This window comes from Streptomyces sp. A3M-1-3 (genome assembly GCF_024213665.1).
GTDB lineage: Bacteria > Actinomycetota > Actinomycetes > Streptomycetales > Streptomycetaceae > Streptomyces.
The window spans coordinates 189,481-206,934 of record NZ_JANAVP010000006.1; the positions used below are offsets into that span (position 1 = coordinate 189,481).

Here is a 17,454-nt window from a genome sequence, read left to right on the forward strand (position 1 = left end):
GCGCAAGCCCCATGCCCATGGGTCGGGGTCAGCGTTCTGTGATCTTGCCCGTCGTCACTTCGATGCGCCGCGTCATGTGGACCGCGTCCAGCATGCGGCGGTCGTGGGTGACCAGCAGCAGTGTTCCCTCGTACATCGCGAGGGCCGACTCCAGTTGCTCGATCGCCGGCAGGTCCAGGTGGTTCGTCGGCTCGTCGAGGACGAGCAGGTTCACGCCCCGCCCCTGGAGCAGCGCGAGCGCCGCGCGGGTGCGTTCGCCCGGGGACAGCGTCGCCGCCGGGCGCAGGACGTGCTCCGCTCGCAGGCCGAACTTCGCCAGGAGTGTGCGTACCTCGGCCGGCTCCGTGTCGGGCACCGCCGCGCAGAACGCGTCCAGCAGCGGCTCGTCCCCCAGGAACAGCCCGCGCGCCTGGTCGACCTCGCCGACCACGACGCCCGAGCCGAGCGTGGCGTGCCCCGCGTCCAGCGGGAGGCGGCCGAGCAGCGCCGCCAGTAGCGTGGATTTGCCGGAGCCGTTGGCTCCGGTGATCGCGACCCGGTCGGCCCAGTCGATCTGCAGGGTCGCGGGACCGAGGGTGAAGTCACCGCGGCGGATCTCCGCGTCGCGCAGGGTCGCGACGACCGAGCCGGAGCGCGGGGCGGCCGCGATCTCCATCCGGAGCTCCCACTCCTTGCGCGGCTCCTCGACCACATCGAGCCGCTCGATCATCCGCTGCGTCTGGCGCGCCTTGGACGCCTGCTTCTCGCTCGCCTCGCTGCGGAACTTGCGTCCGAGCTTGTCGTTGTCGCCCGCCTTCCGGCGGGCGTTCTTGACGCCCTTGTCCATCCAGGACCGCTGCATCTGCGCCCGGCCCTCGAGGGCGTCCTTCTTGTCCGCGTACTCCTCGAACGACTCGCGGGCGTGCCGGCGGGCCGTCTCCCGCTCCTCCAGGTACGCGCCGTAGCCGCCGCCGTAGAGGTTGATCTGCTGCTGCGCGAGGTCGAGCTCCAGGACCTTGGTCACGGTCCGGGTCAGGAACTCGCGGTCGTGGCTGACCACGACCGTGCCGGCTCGCAGCCCCTTGACGAAGGATTCGAGCCGGTCGAGCCCGTCGAGGTCGAGGTCGTTCGTGGGCTCGTCCAGCAGGAAGACGTCATAGCGGGAGAGGAGGAGCGAGGCGAGGCCGGCGCGGGCCGCCTGGCCGCCGGAGAGCGCCGTCATCGGGAGGTCGAGGCCGATGGTGAGGCCGAGGGAGTCCGCGACCTCCTCCGCCCGCTCGTCGAGGTCCGCGCCGCCGAGGTGCAGCCAGCGGTCCAGGCTCGTGGCGTACGCGTCGTCGGCTCCGGGCGCACCGTCGACGAGGGCCTGGGTGGCCTCGTCGAGCGCGAGCTGCGCGGCGGCGACCCCGGTGCGGCGGGCCAGGAAGTCCCGTACCGACTCCGCCGCCCGCCGCTCCGGCTCCTGCGGGAGGTGGCCGACGGTGGCCGAGGGCGGCGAGAGGCGCAGCTCGCCGCCCTCGGGGGTGTCGAGGCCCGCGAGGAGGCGCAGGAGGGTGGATTTGCCGGCGCCGTTGACGCCGACGAGGCCGATGACGTCGCCGGGCGCGACGACGAGGTCGAGCCCGGAGAAGAGCGAGCGTGCGCCGTGGCCGGCGGCGAGGTCCTTGGCGACGAGGGTTGCAGTCATGAGGAGACCGATCCTAATCGGGGTTCACGCCGGCCCCGCCGATTGGTACCCGATGCGTTACTGCTCGGGGCCGGGGACGACGACCGTCGGCTCCCGGGGCGCCGCAGGCCGGCGCGGGGCCCGGGGCGCGGGGCCCGGTGCGCGGGGCCATCGGCGGCGTCATCGCACCATCGGCGCGACCAGTACGCTCCCCGTGGTGCGCGCCACGATGAAGGACTCCCCCTTCGTGGCCCGGCCGTCCAGCGGAATTCTGTGGGTGCCCGGTTCCAGACTGCCGTCGAAGAGCTCCTGCGCGTGCGTCCGGTACAGCCGGTCGAGGCGGTACGCGATCAGCTGCACCCGGCATCCGGAGGTCACCTCCACCCCGGCCTCGCCGTCCGTCACGACGAGTCCGGTGAGCCGGCGGCGCTCCAGCGGGCTTCGGTCCAGCGCGTGTTCGATCTGCGCGACGAGGAGCGGGATGATCGGGGCGAGCCCGTTGACGTACGCGACGTCGACGCCCGCCGCGCTGAACGCCCCCCGCACGGCGGCGCGTTCCCGCTCGCTCACGGCGCGGCCGAAGGCCACCGCGCCGTACGTGCGGAGTTCGTCGGCGGGGACGGCAGCCGCGTCGTGGGTGATCTCCGCGCCGATGCCGATGGTACGCAGGGCTGCGGCGAGCTTGGCGAGGACGGCGACGCGGGCCCCGATCAGCAGCACACGACGGGCCGGGGCCGCGCGTTCGCCGTCGGTCAGCAGCTTCTCCAGTTCTTCCCGGTACTGTCCGCCGCGGAAGCGGAACGGCCCTATCCCGTGGTAGCCGTTGCGCTCCAGGTCGGCCGTCTCGTCCGTCTGCCAGGCGAAGTCCCGCCAGACGAAGTCCTGTCCGTCCCGTCCGCCCCGCTCTATGGCGGCGGTGACCGCCCCGCATTCGAGGCCCTCGCACTCGGGGCACCCGTAGATGATGTAGCGGCCGCCGGCCAGCGGAGCGTCCGCTTCGAACAGCAGCGCCCGGACATGTGCGGTGAAGATCGCGGGCGGCACGTCGGAGGCGAGCGGCGAGACCGCGTCGAGGTCGGAGAGCTGGAACAGCAGCGGCCTGCCGTTCACCACGAAGTCGAGGAAATCCCGGTGGGCTTGGTACGAACCGTTGGTGAGAACACCCCCGGCGCGGACCGCGGGAGCCAGTGCGAAAGTCGCGTACTCGGCTGACATGTCCTGAGTATCCCCAGCGGGGGCGTGATGTGAGCACGGCATCCCACATTCCGCTCGGCGGGGGCCGCGGGGGCGCGGTACCGTCCGGGAATGATCGACGACGTAGTGGTGGTCGGGGCCGGGGTCATCGGGCTGACCACGGCGATCACGCTCGCGGAGGACGGCCGTCGGGTCCGGGTGTGGGCCCGTGAGGCCGGGACGGACACGGTCTCGGCGGTGGCCGGTGCGCTGTGGTGGCCGTATCGCGTCCAGCCCGAGGAGCTGGTGGGCGCATGGTCGCTCGCCTCGCTGCGGGTGAACACGGGGTTGGCCGAGCGGCCGGCGGAGACCGGCGTTCGGCTGGTCCCTGGGTTTATGGCGGACACGGCGGTGGCCGGGCTGGGGCCGTGGACCGCCGAGGTGCCGGGACTGCGTGACGCGACGGCGGAGGAGCTGCCGGCCGGGTACGGGTACGGGCTGCGCGCCCGTCTCCCGCTGATCGACATGCCCGCGCATCTGCGGTATCTGCGCTGGCGGCTGGAGGCGGCGGGCGGGGTGGTGGAGCGGCGCGAGATCCGGACACTGGCAGAGGCGGGGCCCGTGGTCGTCAACTGCGCCGGGATCGGCGCCCGCGAGTTGGTGCCGGACCCCCAGGTCCGGCCGGTGCGCGGCCAGTTGGTGATCGTAGAGAACCCGGGGATCGAGGAGTGGTTCGTGGCGGCGGACCATGCGTCGAGCGAGACGGCGTACATCTTCCCGCAGCCGTACGGGGTGGTGCTCGGCGGTACGGCCGAGGAGGACTCCTGGGACCGGGAGCCCGATCCGGCGACCGCCCACGCGATCGTCGAGCGCTGCGCGCGGATCCGTCCCGAGCTGGCCGGCGCGAAGGTCCTTGGGCACCGGGTGGGTCTGCGCCCGGCCCGCGACGGCGGGGTGCGGCTCGAGCCGGAACGGCTGCCGTCGGGGACGCTGTGCGTACACAACTACGGCCACGGGGGCGCGGGCATCACGGTCGCGTGGGGCTGCGCGCAGGCGGCAGCGCGACTCGTCCGGACATAGGACGGCCGGCCCTGCCCCGCTCGCCTGCACGAGGCCGCCGCCGGGCATCCCCGCCGCGGGTATCCGCCCTGGTCAGGTGCGGAGCCCCGTCGCCTCACATGCGGCTGACTCTTGATCGTCATACCATGACGTCCTGGGGGAATCGGGCAAGCGACGGCCGGTCCTGAGCCGGCGGGAAGCGGGCTCCCATGGCTGAACGGCTTAAAAGGTCAGGGCTGATCGGCGAACTTTCCGCCGAATTCGCCGGCACGATGGTTCTCATCCTCTTCGGTTGCGGTGTGGTGGCTCAAGTGGTCGCCGGCGGAGCCCTCACGGATCCCGCGGGCGGCCTCGGAGACCACGACAGCATTTCCTGGGCATGGGGCCTCGGCGTCACCCTCGGCGTCTATGTGGCGGCGCGATTGAGTGGTGCTCACATCAATCCCGCGGTGACCCTGGCCCTGGCTGTGTTCAAGGGTTTTCCGTGGAGCAAGGTGGCGCCCTACGCGCTGGCCCAGACGGCCGGCGCCTTCGTGGCAGCCCTGCTGGTGCGCTGGAACTACACCGAGGCGCTGGCGAAGGCCGACCCCACCCACACCATCAAGACGCAGGGCGTCTTCTCCACGCTGCCCGCCAACGGCAATCCGAATCTGCCGGTCAGCGAGTGGGGCGCCTTCCGTGACCAGGTCATCGGCACCGCGATCCTGCTGCTGCTGATCATGGCGATCACAGACCTGCTCAACACACCCCCCGGCGCCAACCTGGCCCCCTTCATCATCGGCCTGGTCGTCGTGGGGATCGGCATGGCGTGGGGCACCAACGCGGGCTACGCGATCAACCCCGCACGTGACTTCGGTCCCCGGCTGGCCAGCTTCTTCACCGGATACGGCGGAGCGTGGCGAGATCAGTACGGGAACCTCTACTTCTGGGTGCCGATCCTCGGCCCGCTGATCGGCGGTCTGCTCGGAGCGGGCCTGTACAAGTTCCTCATCGGCCGGTTCCTGCCGACCGCGGAACCGGAGCCCCCCGGACGCGTCCCTACCCCCCAGGACTGACCGGCCCTGCGTGAGGCCGCAACCCAGTTCATCCCACAGGAGAGGCGGCAAGCCATGGCGGACTTCGTCGGCGCAGTGGACCAGGGAACCACCAGCTCCCGTTTCATGATCTTCGACCATGCCGGCAACGAAGTGGCGAAGCACCAGCTGGAGCACGCCCAGATACTCCCCCGCTCGGGGTGGGTCGAGCACGACCCGGTGGAGATCTGGGAACGCACCAATTCGGTGATCCAGAACGCCCTCCGGCACGGCAACCTTTCCCCGTCCGACCTGGCGGCGATCGGCATCACCAACCAGCGGGAGACGACCGTTGTCTGGGACCCCCGCAACGGCCGTCCCTACTACAACGCCATCGTGTGGCAGGACACCCGCACCGACTCCATCGCGGCCGCCCTGGAACGCTCGGGCCAGGGCGACGTCATCCGCCGCAAGGCGGGCCTGCCGCCGGCCACCTACTTCTCCGGCGGCAAGATCCAGTGGATTCTGGAGAACGTCGACGGCGTCCGCGAGGCGGCGGAGCAGGGCCATGCCCTCTTCGGCAACACGGACTGCTGGGTGCTGTGGAACCTCACCGGCGGCCCGGAGGGCGGAATCCACGCCACCGACGTGACCAACGCCAGCCGCACCATGCTGATGAACCTGGAAACCCTCGACTGGGACGACGAGTTGCTGGGGTTCTTCGACATCCCCCGGGCGATGCTGCCCACCATCAGCCCGTCCTCCCACCGGGAGGCGTACGGCGAGACCCGTACCTCCCGGCCGCTGCGCGCCGCCATCCCGATCACCGGGATGCTCGGCGACCAGCAGGCGGCCACCGTCGGGCAGGTCTGCTACGCGCCCGGCGAAGCCAAGAACACCTACGGCACCGGCAACTTCCTGGTGCTCAACACCGGCACCGAACTGGTCCGCTCGCAGCACGGCCTTCTCACCACCGTGGCGTACCAGTTCGGCGACAGCCCGGCCATCTACGCCCTGGAGGGCTCCATCGCGGTCACCGGGTCCGCGGTGCAATGGCTGCGCGACCAGATGAAGATCATCAATGACGCCGCCGAGAGCGAGCGTCTGGCCAGCACCGTCGAGGACAACGGCGGCATGTACTTCGTCCCCGCCTTCTCGGGCCTGTTCGCCCCGTACTGGCGCTCCGACGCCCGCGGCGCGATCGTCGGCCTCGCCCGGTACAACAGCAACGGGCACCTGGCGCGGGCCACCCTGGAAGCCATCTGCTACCAGAGCCGCGACGTGGTGGAGGCCATGGAGCAGGATTCCGGCGTCCATCTGGACGTGCTCAAGGTCGACGGCGGCGTGACGGCCAACGACCTGTGCATGCAGATCCAGGCCGATGTCCTCGGCGTACCGGTCAGCCGCCCGGTCGTTGCCGAGACCACGGCGCTCGGTGCCGCCTACGCGGCCGGCCTGGCCACCGGCTTCTGGCGGGACACCGACGAACTGCGCACCCACTGGCAGGAGTCCAAGCGCTGGGAGCCCCAGTGGTCCGAGGAGCAGCGCGCGGAAGGATACGCGGGCTGGAAGAAGGCGGTGGAGCGCACACTCGACTGGGCCAAGGTCGACTAGGCCAGGGTCGATCAGGCCACGCTCAGTGCCTGCCGAGCGGGTCGCCCTCCGTGTCCGGGCCTGTGCCTGGGCCGATGCGGAGTTCGAAGTCGCCGTCGTACTCCGCGTGTCCCGCGATCACGGCCTGCGCGACCGCCTCGCTTCCGCTACGCCCCACCACATGTGCCCCGTGTACGGCCGTCAGCAGCTGGTGTCGGGCTGCCCGGCGGTGAGGTGATACGCCGCCCGCTCGTCGAGGAGCAGCGGGACGAGCGCGCGCAGCGACTGCCGCAGGGGTACGTACGCTCCGGCGCCCTCACGCCGCACCACGACGCCGTGCAGGGCGAGTTCGTCCCCGGTGCGCGCGTACTGGGCGGCGGTCAGCCGGTAGCCGCACGGCGGGTCCTGGATCGTCTCGGCGGGTTCCGCGGGGTCGTTGTCGGCGCCGCCGAGGGCGACGGGGCCGCGGTCGGCGTACCCGGCCAGGCGCGCTGCGGTCGTGGCCGCTTCGATCCGCCCCCGGCGTTCGCCGGTGAAGGCGAAGGCACCGTCGAGGGCGGCGAGTTGCGAGTGCACCCGGCGCCGGTTGTTGAGTGCCGGGTCCGCCTGCTCGGCGTCTGTGAGGGGGTCGACCCTGGTCTCGACGAGCAGGCCGACGGAGTGCTTGACCCCCGCGGTGTTGCGCAGGATGCGCTCCTGGCCGTCGCCCGCGACCTGCCGGACCGGATCGCCGGTGACGGGGTCGGTCCAGATGCCGTAGATGCCGGTGCTGTGGCCGGCGGCGCCGGCGGCCGGGCGGACGTACTGCTCGGAGAGCGTCTTCGCCTCCCCGTGCACGGCGTCGGCGGTGTTGAGGTTGCGCGGCCACAGGGTGAGCAGGTCCTTGTCGTAGTACGGCGAGGTGGATCCGTACTCGTGCAGGTCGTAGACGGTGTCGGGCCGGTGGTCGCGGATGACCGCGGCGAGCGCCCGGCCCTCGGCGGTGGCCAGCGTGATGTGGTCGCGGTTGATGTCGACGGAGTCGGCGTTGCCGCGGGTGTCCGCGGCCCGGCCGTCGGGGTTGGCGGTGGGGACGAGGAGCACCGTGGTGCGCTTCAGGAAGCGCAGGGTGCGCTGGTCCTCGGCGTACGCGAGATCGCGGACGGTGGTCAGACATGCCTCCCGGCCGGAGGGTTCGTCGCCGTGCTGGGCACAGATCAGCAGCAGGGTGTTCGCCGCGCGGGGCGCGCCGATCCGTACGAGCTCCAGCGGCCGGCCCTGGCGGGTCGTCCCGATGCGGTCGACGGCCACCCGTCCGCTCGCCCGGTCGACGGCGGCGAGGAAGTGCTGCTCCTCGGACTGCGTGGTCCAGCGGGCGCCGTTCGATGTCTCGAAACCGGTCCGGGGCCGGTCGCCGCTCCCCTGGTCCGGGGCGGCCGCCAGCAGCGGGAGTGCCAGTGCTGCGGCGAGCAGGGACGTACGGACTCGTCGGCTCATGGGCGGATCCTCCTCGGCCTTCGGATGTACGGACGGGCGGCGCGCGGGGCCGGGTCAGGGCCTGTTGGGGGCGGACAGGGCCGCGCCGGAACCACCGGCGCGGCCCTGTGTGTTCAGGCGCCCGGCACCCGCTGGGTGCGGCCCGGCCCGGCCACGCCGTCGAGGCGGGACTCGAAGGGCGCGGCCTCGGGCGCGGGGCCCGAGGTGGCGCGGGCGAACGCCCCGGCCCCGCCGACGACCGGGATGTCCGCGAAGGTGCGGGCCAGGTCGACGGTGACGGTCGGCCGGCCGGCCGGCGGATCGATGAGGCCCGCGTCCGTGCCGGCGATGATGAGGGCGAGCCGGTGTCCGGCCGGGACGACATGGTCACTGGCGGCCAGGTCGAGGGTGATCGTGTACGCCTTGCCGGGGGTGAGCGGGCGGCCCTTCTTCGCGGAGGCGTAGTTGCCCAGGTCGGCCCAGCCGCGGCTGAACACGGTGTAGTCGACCGCCCTGGTCTTCGCCTTCGTCTCCTTGAAGCAGGAGCTGTCACCGGCGGTGCTCGGTCCCCAGCAGGTCCGCTCGGGCAGGGTGCTGATGCCTTCGCCCGAGGCGGCGTAGTCGCGGATGGTGTCCGGTCCGAGGTCCACGAGCACCGCGGAGAGGTGGGCGGTCGAGGTCGACGGGGTGGCGGTGACGGTCACCGTGGCCGAGCCGGACAGCCTCAGGTCCCTGGCGAGCGGCCGGGTGGTGAAGCCGGTCTTACCGGGTGTCGATACGTCGATCTGCGCGGCCCAGTCGGTCTCGCTGAGCTGCGGGTCGTCGGTGAACGTCTCGGTGGCGCCGGGCGCCGAGGGCTTCGGACCGAGCGTGCCGACACCGGCAAAAGCACCCTTGGCGGGACGGACTTCGGTCAGGTCGGTGGCGCGGGGCGGCCAGACCTTGTCGGTGGACCACTGGCCGGGGGCGCGCTCGATGTCGGCCATCGGCTCACGGTCGATGCCGTTGTCGTAGCCGAGGAGTTCATGGTCGAACCAGCGGTGCAGGGTCGTGACCCACTCGGCGCGGCGGAAGTCGAACGGGTCGACGTGCCCGGTCTGCGACAGCCAGATCTTGCGCTCGACTCCCTCTTCGGCGAGGGCGTCCCACCACTGCCCGAAGTGCTTGGCGCGGACGTTGAGGTCCTGCATGCCGTGGACGAGGAAGACACTGGCGGTCACCTCGTCGGCGTCCTTGACGTGGTCGCGCTCGTTCCACAGCCGGGTCCAGTCGCCGGTGCGCGGGGCCTCGTCGACGAGCCGCTGCTGTACGGCGGCGCAGCGGGCGCGGGCGGCGGGGCTCTCGACGTAGTTGGAGAGCCAGTCGGGGCCGCTGTCGTAGAGCGGGGCGCCCTTGGCGAAGTAGTAGTCGTACCAGGAGGAGATGGCGCCGATCGGGACGATGGTCTTCAGGCCCTCGACGCCGGTGGCGGCCACACCGTTGGCGACGGTGCCGTCGTAACTCTTGCCGATCATGCCGACGTTGCCGGTGGTCCAGCCGGCCTTGACGCGGCTGTCGCCGGTGCGGCTGCTGTAGCCGCGGGCACGGCCGTTCAGCCAGTCGACGACCGAAGCGGCGGACTGGACGTCGGAGCGGCCGCCGACGTCGACACAGCCGTCGGAGCGGTTGGTGCCGGCCAGGTCGACCATGACCATCGCATAGCCGCGGGGCACGAAGTAGTTGTCGTAGAACAGGGGCGCCTGGACCACGTTGCCGTGGGCGTCGTACGTCTTCTTCTGGCTCTCGTTGCCGCGCCCGCAGCAGGCGTAGTACGGGCTCGCGTCCATGATCACGGGTATCTTGCGGCCGGACTGCGCGGGCTCGCGCGGGCGGACGATGTCGACGGCGACCCGGTCTGTCTTTCCGTCCGCGTCGCCGTCGATCCGGGTGTCCACCCAGACGGACTCGCGTATCGCGTTCTCGTACGAGTAGACGGGCCGGCTCTCGCGGGGCGCGCCCTGGGCGGCGCCGGCCGGCGAGAGCAGCACGGCCATCAGGGCGGCCACGGCCGCCACTACGAACGATCTCCACTGGATGCGGGTGCCCCGCGCACGTATCGCCACGGGCGGGGACGGTACTCCGGTCAACTCCCGTGCGACAGAGGGCGATTGGGGGACGAATGCGACTGACGGGACGCCTGGTTCCGGTCAGCGGGCGGTGGCGGGGCGACGCGCCCGCTGCCGTTCGCGGGCGCGCGCCTCACGCGCCATCGGCAGATAGCGCAGCCGTTCGGGCAGCACCGGCACCACCGTCCGGACGACGGCGCTGAACCGGCGGAGCCTGCGCTCCTGGGCGTCGCTCCAGGCCAGCCCGATGGCGTCGCGGGCGTCCGGCGGCATGTAGCCGATCGTGACGAACGACCGGAAGCGCGCGAGCGGCGGGAGCAGCAGCGGCCACAGTGCCCGCGTCAGCAGCCGCACCGGCCGCGGGCCGCGGTCCGGCGGCGGCACCGGGGCGTCGGTGGCGACGAGTTCCCGTACGACGACGGTGGCTTCGAGCTCGTCGGCGAGGATCTTGCGGTAGTACGGCCAGAACTCCTCGACGGTCTGCGGCATGTCCCGGTCGCGGATGCCGAGGATACGGCCGACCTGGAGCCACTCCGCGTACAGCTGACGCTCCTCCGCCTCGTCGAGCGGGCGGACGAGGTAGCGCACCGCGTTGCGGTAGACCGGGAAGCCGGTGGCGTGGACCCAGGAGTAGTAGGCCGGGTCCAGCGCGTGGTAGCGGCGGCCGTGCGCGTCCGTGCCCTGGATGGTCCGGTGCAGCTTCCTCAGCCGCCGGCCCTCCTCTGCGGCCGCGTCGCCGCCGTACACCCACAGCTGGACGGAGCGCAGCGACCGCTCGCCGCGTCCCCAGGGGTCGCTGCGGAAGACCGAGTGCTCGTCGACGCCCGCTCCGACCGCCGGGTGGGCGACCTGCATCGTGAGCGCGGCGGGCAGCATCAGCAGCGCGCGAATGTCGCCGGCCAGGCTCCACAGGACGCCACCGGGCGGGGGCGGTGCGGGATCCTCGTGAAGGTCCTCATGCATACGGCGGCTCCCCGGTCTCCTCCCTCCCAGTATGCGATCAACGGCGGGAGCCGCGGGTGTACGGATCAGGCGTCCGCCGCACGGTCCTCGGCAGCCGGGGCCGCCGGGGCGGGCACTGACAGGCGCTCGCCCACGATCCGGCTCGCCAGTTCCACGCCCCACACACCTATGTACGCGTGCAGTTCCGCCTCGGCGACCGTGCGCTCGGCGGCGATGGCGGCCTGCCCGGCCGCCACGATCGCCTCGCGCTCGCGCAGCGCCTGCGCGCGGGCGTCGGCTATGAGGGCCATGCCCTCCTCGTGGGCGCGGGAGCGGATCGCGGCCGCTGCGTGCCGGCCCGCGGCTCGCTCGGCCAGCATGTCCGCCCGCACCTTCGCCGCCTGCGCACGCAGGTCCGCGGCCTGCGCGCTCACCCCGTCGATCGCGGCCTCGCGTTCCGCCAGGACCCGCGCGATTCGGGGCAGCAGCACCTTCGCGAGCACAAGGAAGGACACCGCGAACAGCACCAGGCCGGCGAGCATGTCCGGCAGGGTCGGGTTGAGCGGGCCGATGTCCAGCGGAAGCAGTTCCATGGTCGTGGATTACCCGTCCCCCGGCCTGAACTACCGTGCGGCCCCGAAGAGTTGTCGCGCACGTGCGCACCCGTCCATATTCCCGGTGCACAGGTGTTACCTGGAAGTAACCCCGGCTGCTTTGATGTGCGGCGCCACCCCTTCCCCCACAGGAATCAGCCGCCCCTTCCCCCACAGGAATCAGGAGATCCAGTGCCGCTCTCCACGCTCCGCCGCACCCACGGCGCAGCCCTCGCCACCGTCCTCGCCGCCGCGACCCTGGCAGCGACCGCGACGGCGCCCAGCGCCTCGGCCGCCGAGACGCCCCGGCTCAAGGTTCTGTCGTACAACGCCTTCCTGTTCAGCAAGAGCCTGTACCCCAACTGGGGCCAGGACCACCGGGCGAAGGCGATCCCCGCCGCCTCCTTCTTCCAGGGCCACGATGTCGTCGTGATCCAGGAGGCCTTCGACAACTCCGCCTCCGACGCGCTGAAGAGCAACGCCTCCCCGCAGTACCCGCACCAGACTCCGGTGATGGGCCGCAGCAAGAGCGGCTGGGACGCCACCGGCGGCTCCTACTCGGCCACCACCCCCGAGGACGGCGGGGTCACGGTGCTGAGCAAGTGGCCGATCGTGCGCAAGGAGCAGTACGTCTACAAGGACGCCTGCGGCACCGACTGGTACTCCAACAAGGGCTTCGTGTACGCCGTGCTGAGTGTGAACGGCACCAAGGTGCATGTCGTCGGCACCCACGCCCAGTCCACCGACCCGGGCTGTGACGCGGGCGAGGCGGCCCAGCTGCGCAGCCGGCAGTTCAGGGCCATGGACGCCTTCCTGGACGCGAAGAACATTCCGGCGGGCGAACAGGTGCTGGTCGCGGGCGACTTCAATGTCGACTCGCGCACGCCGGAGTACGCCACGATGCTCGCCGACGGCGGGCTGGTGGGCGCCGACTCGCGGACCGGGCACCCGTACTCGTTCGACACCCAGGACAACTCGATCGCGTCCGAGCGCTACCCCGACGACCCGCGCGAGGACCTCGACTACGTGCTGCACCGCCAGGGCCACGCCCGGCCCACGGGCTGGACCAACGACGTGATCAAGGAGCAGAGCGCGCCCTGGACCGTCTCCAGCTGGGGCACGAGCTACACGTACACCAACCTCTCCGACCACTATCCGGTGGTCGCCCGCTAGGCGGTGGGGGTATCCGCAGTCCGGGCGTAGTTGCGGACTGGTCGCAGCTGGTGGGAGGCCGCATTTCGGCAGTGGCTGCAAGGCGGTTCCTGTGCGACCGTGTCGCCATGGCTGGTCATGGACACAACCACACGCACGGGAATCCGCCGTCCGCCCGGTCGCGACTGCGCCATCAGCTGTCGCACGTCCTCACCCCGCACAGCCATGATCCGGGCGACAAGCTCGACGCGGCGCTGGAGGGATCTGCGGCGGGGTTGCGGACCCTGTGGTTCTCGTTCGGCGTGCTCGCCGCCACCACCGCCGTCCAGGCGGTGATCGCGGCGCTGTCCGGCTCGGTCGCGCTGCTGGGCGACACCGTCCACAACGCCACCGACGCGCTCACCGCGCTGCCGCTCGCCGTGGCCTTCCTCCTCGGCCGGCGGGCGGCGACCCGCCGCTACACCTACGGCTTCGGCCGGGCCGAGGATCTGGCCGGCGTGTTCGTCGTCCTCGTCATCGCCGCCTCCGCGGTGTTCGCCGGGTACGCGGCCGTGCGGCGGCTGATCGAACCGCAGGACGTCAGCCACCTCCCGGCGGTCGCGGCGGCCGGCCTGGTCGGTTTCGCCGGCAACGAATGGGTGGCCAGGGCCCGCATCCGTACCGGCCGCCGGATCGGCTCGGCGGCCCTGGTCGCCGACGGCCTGCACGCCCGCACGGACGGTTTCACCTCCCTCGCGGTGCTGCTGGGCGCGGGCGGCGCGGCGCTCGGCTGGCGCCTCGCCGACCCGCTGGTGGGACTGGTCATCACCGGCGCGATCGTGCTCGTGCTGCGCGGCGCGGCCCGCGAGATGTGGCACCGGCTGATGGACGCGGTCGACCCGGCGCTGGTGGACGAGGCCGAGCACGCGCTGGGCCACGTCGAGGGTGTACGGGCGGTGGGCGCGGTACGCCTGCGCTGGCTCGGGCACAGCCTGCGGGCGGAGGCGGCCATCGTCGTGGACCCCGGGCTCACCGTCGTCCAGGCCCATACGCTGGCGGTGGCCGCCGAACACGCCCTACTGCACGCGGTCCCCCGGCTCACCGCCGCCACGGTCCATGTCGACCACACCCCGCCGGGTGTGACCGCCCAGGACCCGCACGCGGCGCTGGCCCACCACTTCGGCTGACCGGCGGGCCTAGGCCGTGGCTTAGTCGTGGTCGTAGACCGTGACGGGTATGCCGCGTGCCACGAGCCGTTCCGCTATCAGCGGCTCGATACGTGACCATGTGCCGCCCGCGAGGCCGCAGCCGATCCGGGGCATGTGGACAGAAGCCCCCAGCTCGGCCGCCTTCTCGCCCAGAGCGCCCAGGGCCGTGTCGATGGCCTCGTACCGCACGGGCACGCCCTTGCTGCCGGCCCGGATGCCGCGCCGGCCGACCATGTTGGCGACCCAGGTGTACGGCCCCACCAGTACGTACTGCACGGCCCCGAGGCCGAAGTCGTTCGAGGCCCGCTCGCGGTGCCAACGGCGGTAGGCCGCCTCGGGCTCGGGCCAGCGGCGCGATATCGCCAGTACGAAGCCCTTGCCCCAGCCGCCGAGGTCGTTGCACACATGGGCGATCACCCTCACGCCCCTGCCGTGCGGTGCGGTGGCGTCTCCCCGGATGTAGTTGATCTCTCCCATGGCTCCCGAAGGTTTCACATCAGTGGTGAGACAGCAATACTGTTTAACCACGCGGCGACGCAGACGAGAGAGCGAGGCACAGCCGATGACCACGCAGGCCACTCCGGCGCAGGAGCCTACGCTCACGGTCGACGAACTGGCCGCGCGGGCCGGGGTCACCGTCCGCACCGTGCGGTTCTACAGCACGCGCGGGCTGCTGCCGCCGCCGGCGATCGGTCCCCGCCGGGTCGGCCACTACGGTCCGGCGCATCTGTCCCGGCTGGCGCTCATCGAGGAGCTTCAGCAACAGGGCATGACGCTGTCCGCGATCGAACGGTATCTGGAGCAGCTGCCCTCCGATCTGAGCGCGCACGATCTGGCCATCCACCGGGCGCTGGTGGCCTCCTGGGCGCCCGATTCGGCCGAGGACGCCTCCCGGGCGGAGCTGGAGCGGCGGGCCGGGCGGGCACTGGCGGAGGAGGACATCGACCGGCTCGCGGCGATGAACGTCCTGGAGCGCGGGGCCGCGCCCGACACGTTCCGGGTGGACCCCGGTCTGCTGCGGCTAGGCGTACAGCTGCTGGATGTGCCGATCGCGACCGAGACGCTCCTGGCGGCCCGTACGGTGCTGGTGGAGCACACCCGCGCGGTTGCGCAGGAGATGACCCGGCTGTTCCGCGACGAGGTCTGGGGGCCCTACCGCGAGCGGGAGTCGGACCCCGAGCATGTCGCGGCGATGAAGTCGCTGTCCGCCCATATGCAGCCTCTGGTGGTGCAGGCCCTGGTGACGGCGTTCCAGCGGTCGCTGAAGGAGGAGCTGCGGGCGGCGTTCACCGCTGAGTGAACAGCCGTGAACACCGCCCGCCGTCCCGGGACATGCCGGGTCAGTCGCTGAACGTCTCGCCCCTCTCGGCCTTCTCGACCAGCAGCGCCGGGGGCGCGAAGCGGTCCCCGTACGCCTCCTGGAGCTCGCGGGCGCGGGCTACGAAGCCGGGCAGGCCGCCCTCGTAGCCGTTGATGTACTGGATCACGCCACCGGTCCAGCCCGGGAAGCCGATGCCGAGGATCGAGCCGATGTTGGCGTCGGCGACCGAGGTGAGGACGCCCTCCTCGAAGCAGCGGACGGTGTCCAGCGCCTCGGAGAACAGCATCCGTTCCTGCATGTCGATGAACGGGATCTCCGCGTCGGGCCGCCCGAAGTGCTCGCGCAGACCCGGCCAGAGCCCGGCCCGCTTGCCGTCGACGTACTCGTAGAAGCCCGCTCCGCCGCTGCGGCCCGTACGCCCGAACTCGTCGACCATCCGGTCGATGACCTCGTCCGACGGGTGTCCGGCCCAGCTGCCGCCCGCCTCCTCGACCGCCCGCCGGGTCTCGTTGCGGATCTTGCGCGGCAGGGTGAGGGTCAGCTCGTCCATCAGTGAGAGCACCTTGGCCGGGTAGCCGGCCTGCCCCGCCGCCTGTTCGACCGACGCGGGCTCGATGCCCTCGCCGACCATCGCGACGCCCTCGTTGATGAACTGGCCGATGACGCGCGAAGTGAAGAAACCGCGCGAGTCGTTGACCACGATCGGGGTCTTGTTGATCTGCCGGACCAGGTCGAAGGCGCGGGCGAGCGCTACGTCGCCGGTCCGCTCGCCCTTGATGATCTCCACGAGCGGCATCTTGTCGACGGGTGAGAAGAAGTGCAGCCCGATGAAGTCCGCGGGACGCGACACGCCCTCGGCGAGGACGGTGATGGGGAGGGTGGAGGTGTTGGAGCAGAGCAGCGCGTCCGGCTCGATGACGTCCTGGATCTCCTGGAACACCTTGTGCTTGAGCGCGGTGTCCTCGAACACCGCCTCGATCACCGCGTCGCAGCCGGCCAGGTCCTGCGGGTCGGCGGCCGGGGTGATCCGGGCGAGCAGCACGTCGCGCTTGGCCTCGGTGGTGCGGCCCCGGGAGAGCGCCTTGTCGAGCAGCTTCTCGGAGTACGCCTTGCCCTTCTCCGCGGCTTCGAGCGTGACGTCCTTGAGGACGACCTCCATGCCGGCGCGGGCGCAGGAGTACGCGATGCCGGCGCCCATCATGCCGGCGCCGAGGACGGCGACCTTGCGGACCGGGCGCGGTTCGATGCCCTGGGGCCGGTTGGCACCGGAGTTGACCGCCTGGAGGTCGAAGAAGAACGCCTGGATCATGTTCTTGGCGGTCTGGCCGGTGACCAGTTCGGTGAAGTAGCGGGCCTCGATGGTCAGGGCGGTCTCGAAGTCGACCTGGGAGCCCTCGACGGCCGCCGCGAGGATGTTGCGCGGGGCCGGGTAGGGGGCGCCGTTCAGCTGCTTCTTGAGGTTGGCCGGGAAGGCCGGCAGGTTCGCGGCGAAGCGCGGGTTCGACGGGGTGCCGCCGGGGATCTTGTAGCCCTTGACGTCCCAGGGCTGCTGCGACTCGGGGTTCGCGTCGATGAAGGCGCGGGCCTGGGCGAGCATCTCCTCGGGGCTGCCCGCGACTTCGTGGATCAGCCCGTTCTCCAGGGCGCGCTGCGGGGTGTACTGGGTGCCCTGCAGCAGCACCTTCAGCAGGGCGTCCGCGATGCCCATCAGCCGTACGGTACGGGTGACACCGCCGCCTGCGGGGAGGAGGCCCAGCGTGACCTCGGGCAGGCCGATCTTGGAGCCGGGGGCGTCCAGGGCGACGCGGTGGTGGCAGGCGAGGGCGATCTCGTACCCGCCGCCGAGCGCCGCTCCGTTGATGGCCGCGACGACCGGCTTGCCCAGGGTCTCGATGCGGCGCAGGGAGTTCTTGATCGCCGTACCGGTGTCGAAGGCGAGCTGGGCGTCTTCGGGCCGGAGCCTGATCATGTCCTTGAGGTCGCCGCCCGCGAAGAAGGTCTTCTTGGCGGAGGTGAAGATGATGCCGCGGATGGAGTCCTTCTCGGCTTCCGCGCGGTCGGCGACGGCCGCGATGGAGTCCTTGAAGGCCTGGTTCATGGTGTTGGCGGACTGGTTGGGGTCGTCGAGGACGAGGGTGACGACGCCGTCGTCGCTCCGCTCCCAACGGATGGTGCTGCTCTCGGTCATTGCGAAGTCTCCAAGGGTGGGACGATCG

General features: G+C 71.6%; 15 protein-coding genes. 6 read left to right on the top strand and 9 right to left on the bottom strand.

The annotated features are described in order from the left end of the window. Positions 1-28 precede the first annotated feature (28 nt). Positions 29-1,666 carry an ABC-F family ATP-binding cassette domain-containing protein gene (locus NLX86_RS09335; RefSeq protein WP_254371129.1) on the bottom strand — a complete coding sequence of 546 codons (1,638 nt, stop codon included), beginning with the start codon at positions 1,664-1,666 and terminating at the stop codon, positions 29-31. A 159-nt stretch (positions 1,667-1,825) separates the two neighbouring features. Further along, positions 1,826-2,860, bottom strand: coding sequence for an oxidoreductase (locus NLX86_RS09340; protein WP_254371130.1), 1,035 nt, complete (start codon positions 2,858-2,860; stop codon positions 1,826-1,828). Between the two features lie 90 nt (positions 2,861-2,950). Here NLX86_RS09340 and NLX86_RS09345 point away from each other — a divergent pair, with 90 nt between their 5' ends. The 3 genes from NLX86_RS09345 (at position 2,951) to glpK (ending at position 6,504) form a co-directional block, all read left to right on the top strand. Continuing rightward, on the top strand, positions 2,951-3,898 hold the full coding sequence (locus NLX86_RS09345; protein WP_254371131.1) for an FAD-dependent oxidoreductase: 948 nt from the start codon (positions 2,951-2,953) through the stop codon (positions 3,896-3,898). 188 nt (positions 3,899-4,086) lie between these two features. After that, entirely contained in the window at positions 4,087-4,932 is an 846-nt protein-coding gene (locus tag NLX86_RS09350; RefSeq protein WP_254371132.1) for an MIP/aquaporin family protein, read from the top strand. Positions 4,933-4,986: 54 nt separating this feature from the next. Then, positions 4,987-6,504 carry a glycerol kinase GlpK gene (gene glpK, locus NLX86_RS09355; protein WP_254371133.1) on the top strand — a complete coding sequence of 506 codons (1,518 nt, stop codon included), beginning with the start codon at positions 4,987-4,989 and terminating at the stop codon, positions 6,502-6,504. A 22-nt stretch (positions 6,505-6,526) separates the two neighbouring features. Here glpK and NLX86_RS34390 read toward each other — a convergent pair whose 3' ends face one another. The 5 genes from NLX86_RS34390 to NLX86_RS09375 form a co-directional block, all read right to left on the bottom strand. After that, positions 6,527-6,661, bottom strand: a complete 135-nt coding sequence (locus NLX86_RS34390; RefSeq protein WP_302061178.1) for a hypothetical protein — start codon at positions 6,659-6,661, stop codon at positions 6,527-6,529. Between the two features lie 23 nt (positions 6,662-6,684). Continuing rightward, a complete protein-coding gene (locus NLX86_RS09360) occupies positions 6,685-7,959 on the bottom strand; it encodes a M14 family metallocarboxypeptidase (protein WP_254371134.1) in 1,275 nt (424 codons plus the stop codon). Between the two features lie 113 nt (positions 7,960-8,072). Further along, entirely contained in the window at positions 8,073-10,040 is a 1,968-nt protein-coding gene (locus NLX86_RS09365) for a Xaa-Pro dipeptidyl-peptidase (RefSeq protein WP_374213853.1), read from the bottom strand. Positions 10,041-10,124: 84 nt separating this feature from the next. Further along, entirely contained in the window at positions 10,125-11,006 is an 882-nt protein-coding gene (locus tag NLX86_RS09370; RefSeq protein ID WP_254371135.1) for an oxygenase MpaB family protein, read from the bottom strand. 65 nt (positions 11,007-11,071) lie between these two features. Next, positions 11,072-11,578 (bottom strand): hypothetical protein, encoded by a 507-nt coding sequence (locus NLX86_RS09375; RefSeq protein WP_254371136.1) that lies wholly within the window; start codon positions 11,576-11,578, stop codon positions 11,072-11,074. 192 nt (positions 11,579-11,770) lie between these two features. Here NLX86_RS09375 and sph point away from each other — a divergent pair, with 192 nt between their 5' ends. Then, positions 11,771-12,751: a sphingomyelin phosphodiesterase gene (sph, locus tag NLX86_RS09380; protein ID WP_254371137.1), complete on the top strand. Its 981-nt coding sequence runs from the start codon at positions 11,771-11,773 to the stop codon at positions 12,749-12,751. Positions 12,752-12,858: 107 nt separating this feature from the next. Next, entirely contained in the window at positions 12,859-13,896 is a 1,038-nt protein-coding gene (locus NLX86_RS09385; protein ID WP_254371138.1) for a cation diffusion facilitator family transporter, read from the top strand. Between the two features lie 21 nt (positions 13,897-13,917). Here NLX86_RS09385 and NLX86_RS09390 read toward each other — a convergent pair whose 3' ends face one another. Then, on the bottom strand, positions 13,918-14,394 hold the full coding sequence (locus tag NLX86_RS09390) for a macro domain-containing protein (RefSeq protein WP_254371139.1): 477 nt from the start codon (positions 14,392-14,394) through the stop codon (positions 13,918-13,920). An 85-nt stretch (positions 14,395-14,479) separates the two neighbouring features. Here NLX86_RS09390 and NLX86_RS09395 point away from each other — a divergent pair, with 85 nt between their 5' ends. After that, positions 14,480-15,217: a MerR family transcriptional regulator gene (locus tag NLX86_RS09395; RefSeq protein ID WP_254371140.1), complete on the top strand. Its 738-nt coding sequence runs from the start codon at positions 14,480-14,482 to the stop codon at positions 15,215-15,217. A 40-nt stretch (positions 15,218-15,257) separates the two neighbouring features. Here the strand turns inward: NLX86_RS09395 and NLX86_RS09400 are convergent, their stop codons facing one another. Continuing rightward, positions 15,258-17,426: a 3-hydroxyacyl-CoA dehydrogenase NAD-binding domain-containing protein gene (locus NLX86_RS09400; RefSeq protein ID WP_254371141.1), complete on the bottom strand. Its 2,169-nt coding sequence runs from the start codon at positions 17,424-17,426 to the stop codon at positions 15,258-15,260. Between the last annotated feature and the right edge of the window lie 28 nt (positions 17,427-17,454).

Bases quoted from the DNA above. Each gene is read 5' to 3' on its own strand.
- NLX86_RS09335 (WP_254371129.1), bottom strand. From the start codon at position 1,666: ATGACTGCAACCCTCGTCGCCAAGGACCTCGCCGCCGGCCACGGCGCA.
- NLX86_RS09340 (WP_254371130.1), bottom strand. From the start codon at position 2,860: ATGTCAGCCGAGTACGCGACTTTCGCACTGGCTCCCGCGGTCCGCGCC.
- NLX86_RS09345 (WP_254371131.1), top strand. From the start codon at position 2,951: ATGATCGACGACGTAGTGGTGGTCGGGGCCGGGGTCATCGGGCTGACC.
- NLX86_RS09350 (WP_254371132.1), top strand. From the start codon at position 4,087: ATGGCTGAACGGCTTAAAAGGTCAGGGCTGATCGGCGAACTTTCCGCC.
- glpK (WP_254371133.1), top strand. From the start codon at position 4,987: ATGGCGGACTTCGTCGGCGCAGTGGACCAGGGAACCACCAGCTCCCGT.
- NLX86_RS09360 (WP_254371134.1), bottom strand. From the start codon at position 7,959: ATGAGCCGACGAGTCCGTACGTCCCTGCTCGCCGCAGCACTGGCACTC.
- NLX86_RS09370 (WP_254371135.1), bottom strand. From the start codon at position 11,006: ATGCATGAGGACCTTCACGAGGATCCCGCACCGCCCCCGCCCGGTGGC.
- NLX86_RS09375 (WP_254371136.1), bottom strand. From the start codon at position 11,578: ATGGAACTGCTTCCGCTGGACATCGGCCCGCTCAACCCGACCCTGCCG.
- NLX86_RS09385 (WP_254371138.1), top strand. From the start codon at position 12,859: ATGGCTGGTCATGGACACAACCACACGCACGGGAATCCGCCGTCCGCC.
- NLX86_RS09390 (WP_254371139.1), bottom strand. From the start codon at position 14,394: ATGGGAGAGATCAACTACATCCGGGGAGACGCCACCGCACCGCACGGC.
- NLX86_RS09395 (WP_254371140.1), top strand. From the start codon at position 14,480: ATGACCACGCAGGCCACTCCGGCGCAGGAGCCTACGCTCACGGTCGAC.
- NLX86_RS09400 (WP_254371141.1), bottom strand. From the start codon at position 17,426: ATGACCGAGAGCAGCACCATCCGTTGGGAGCGGAGCGACGACGGCGTC.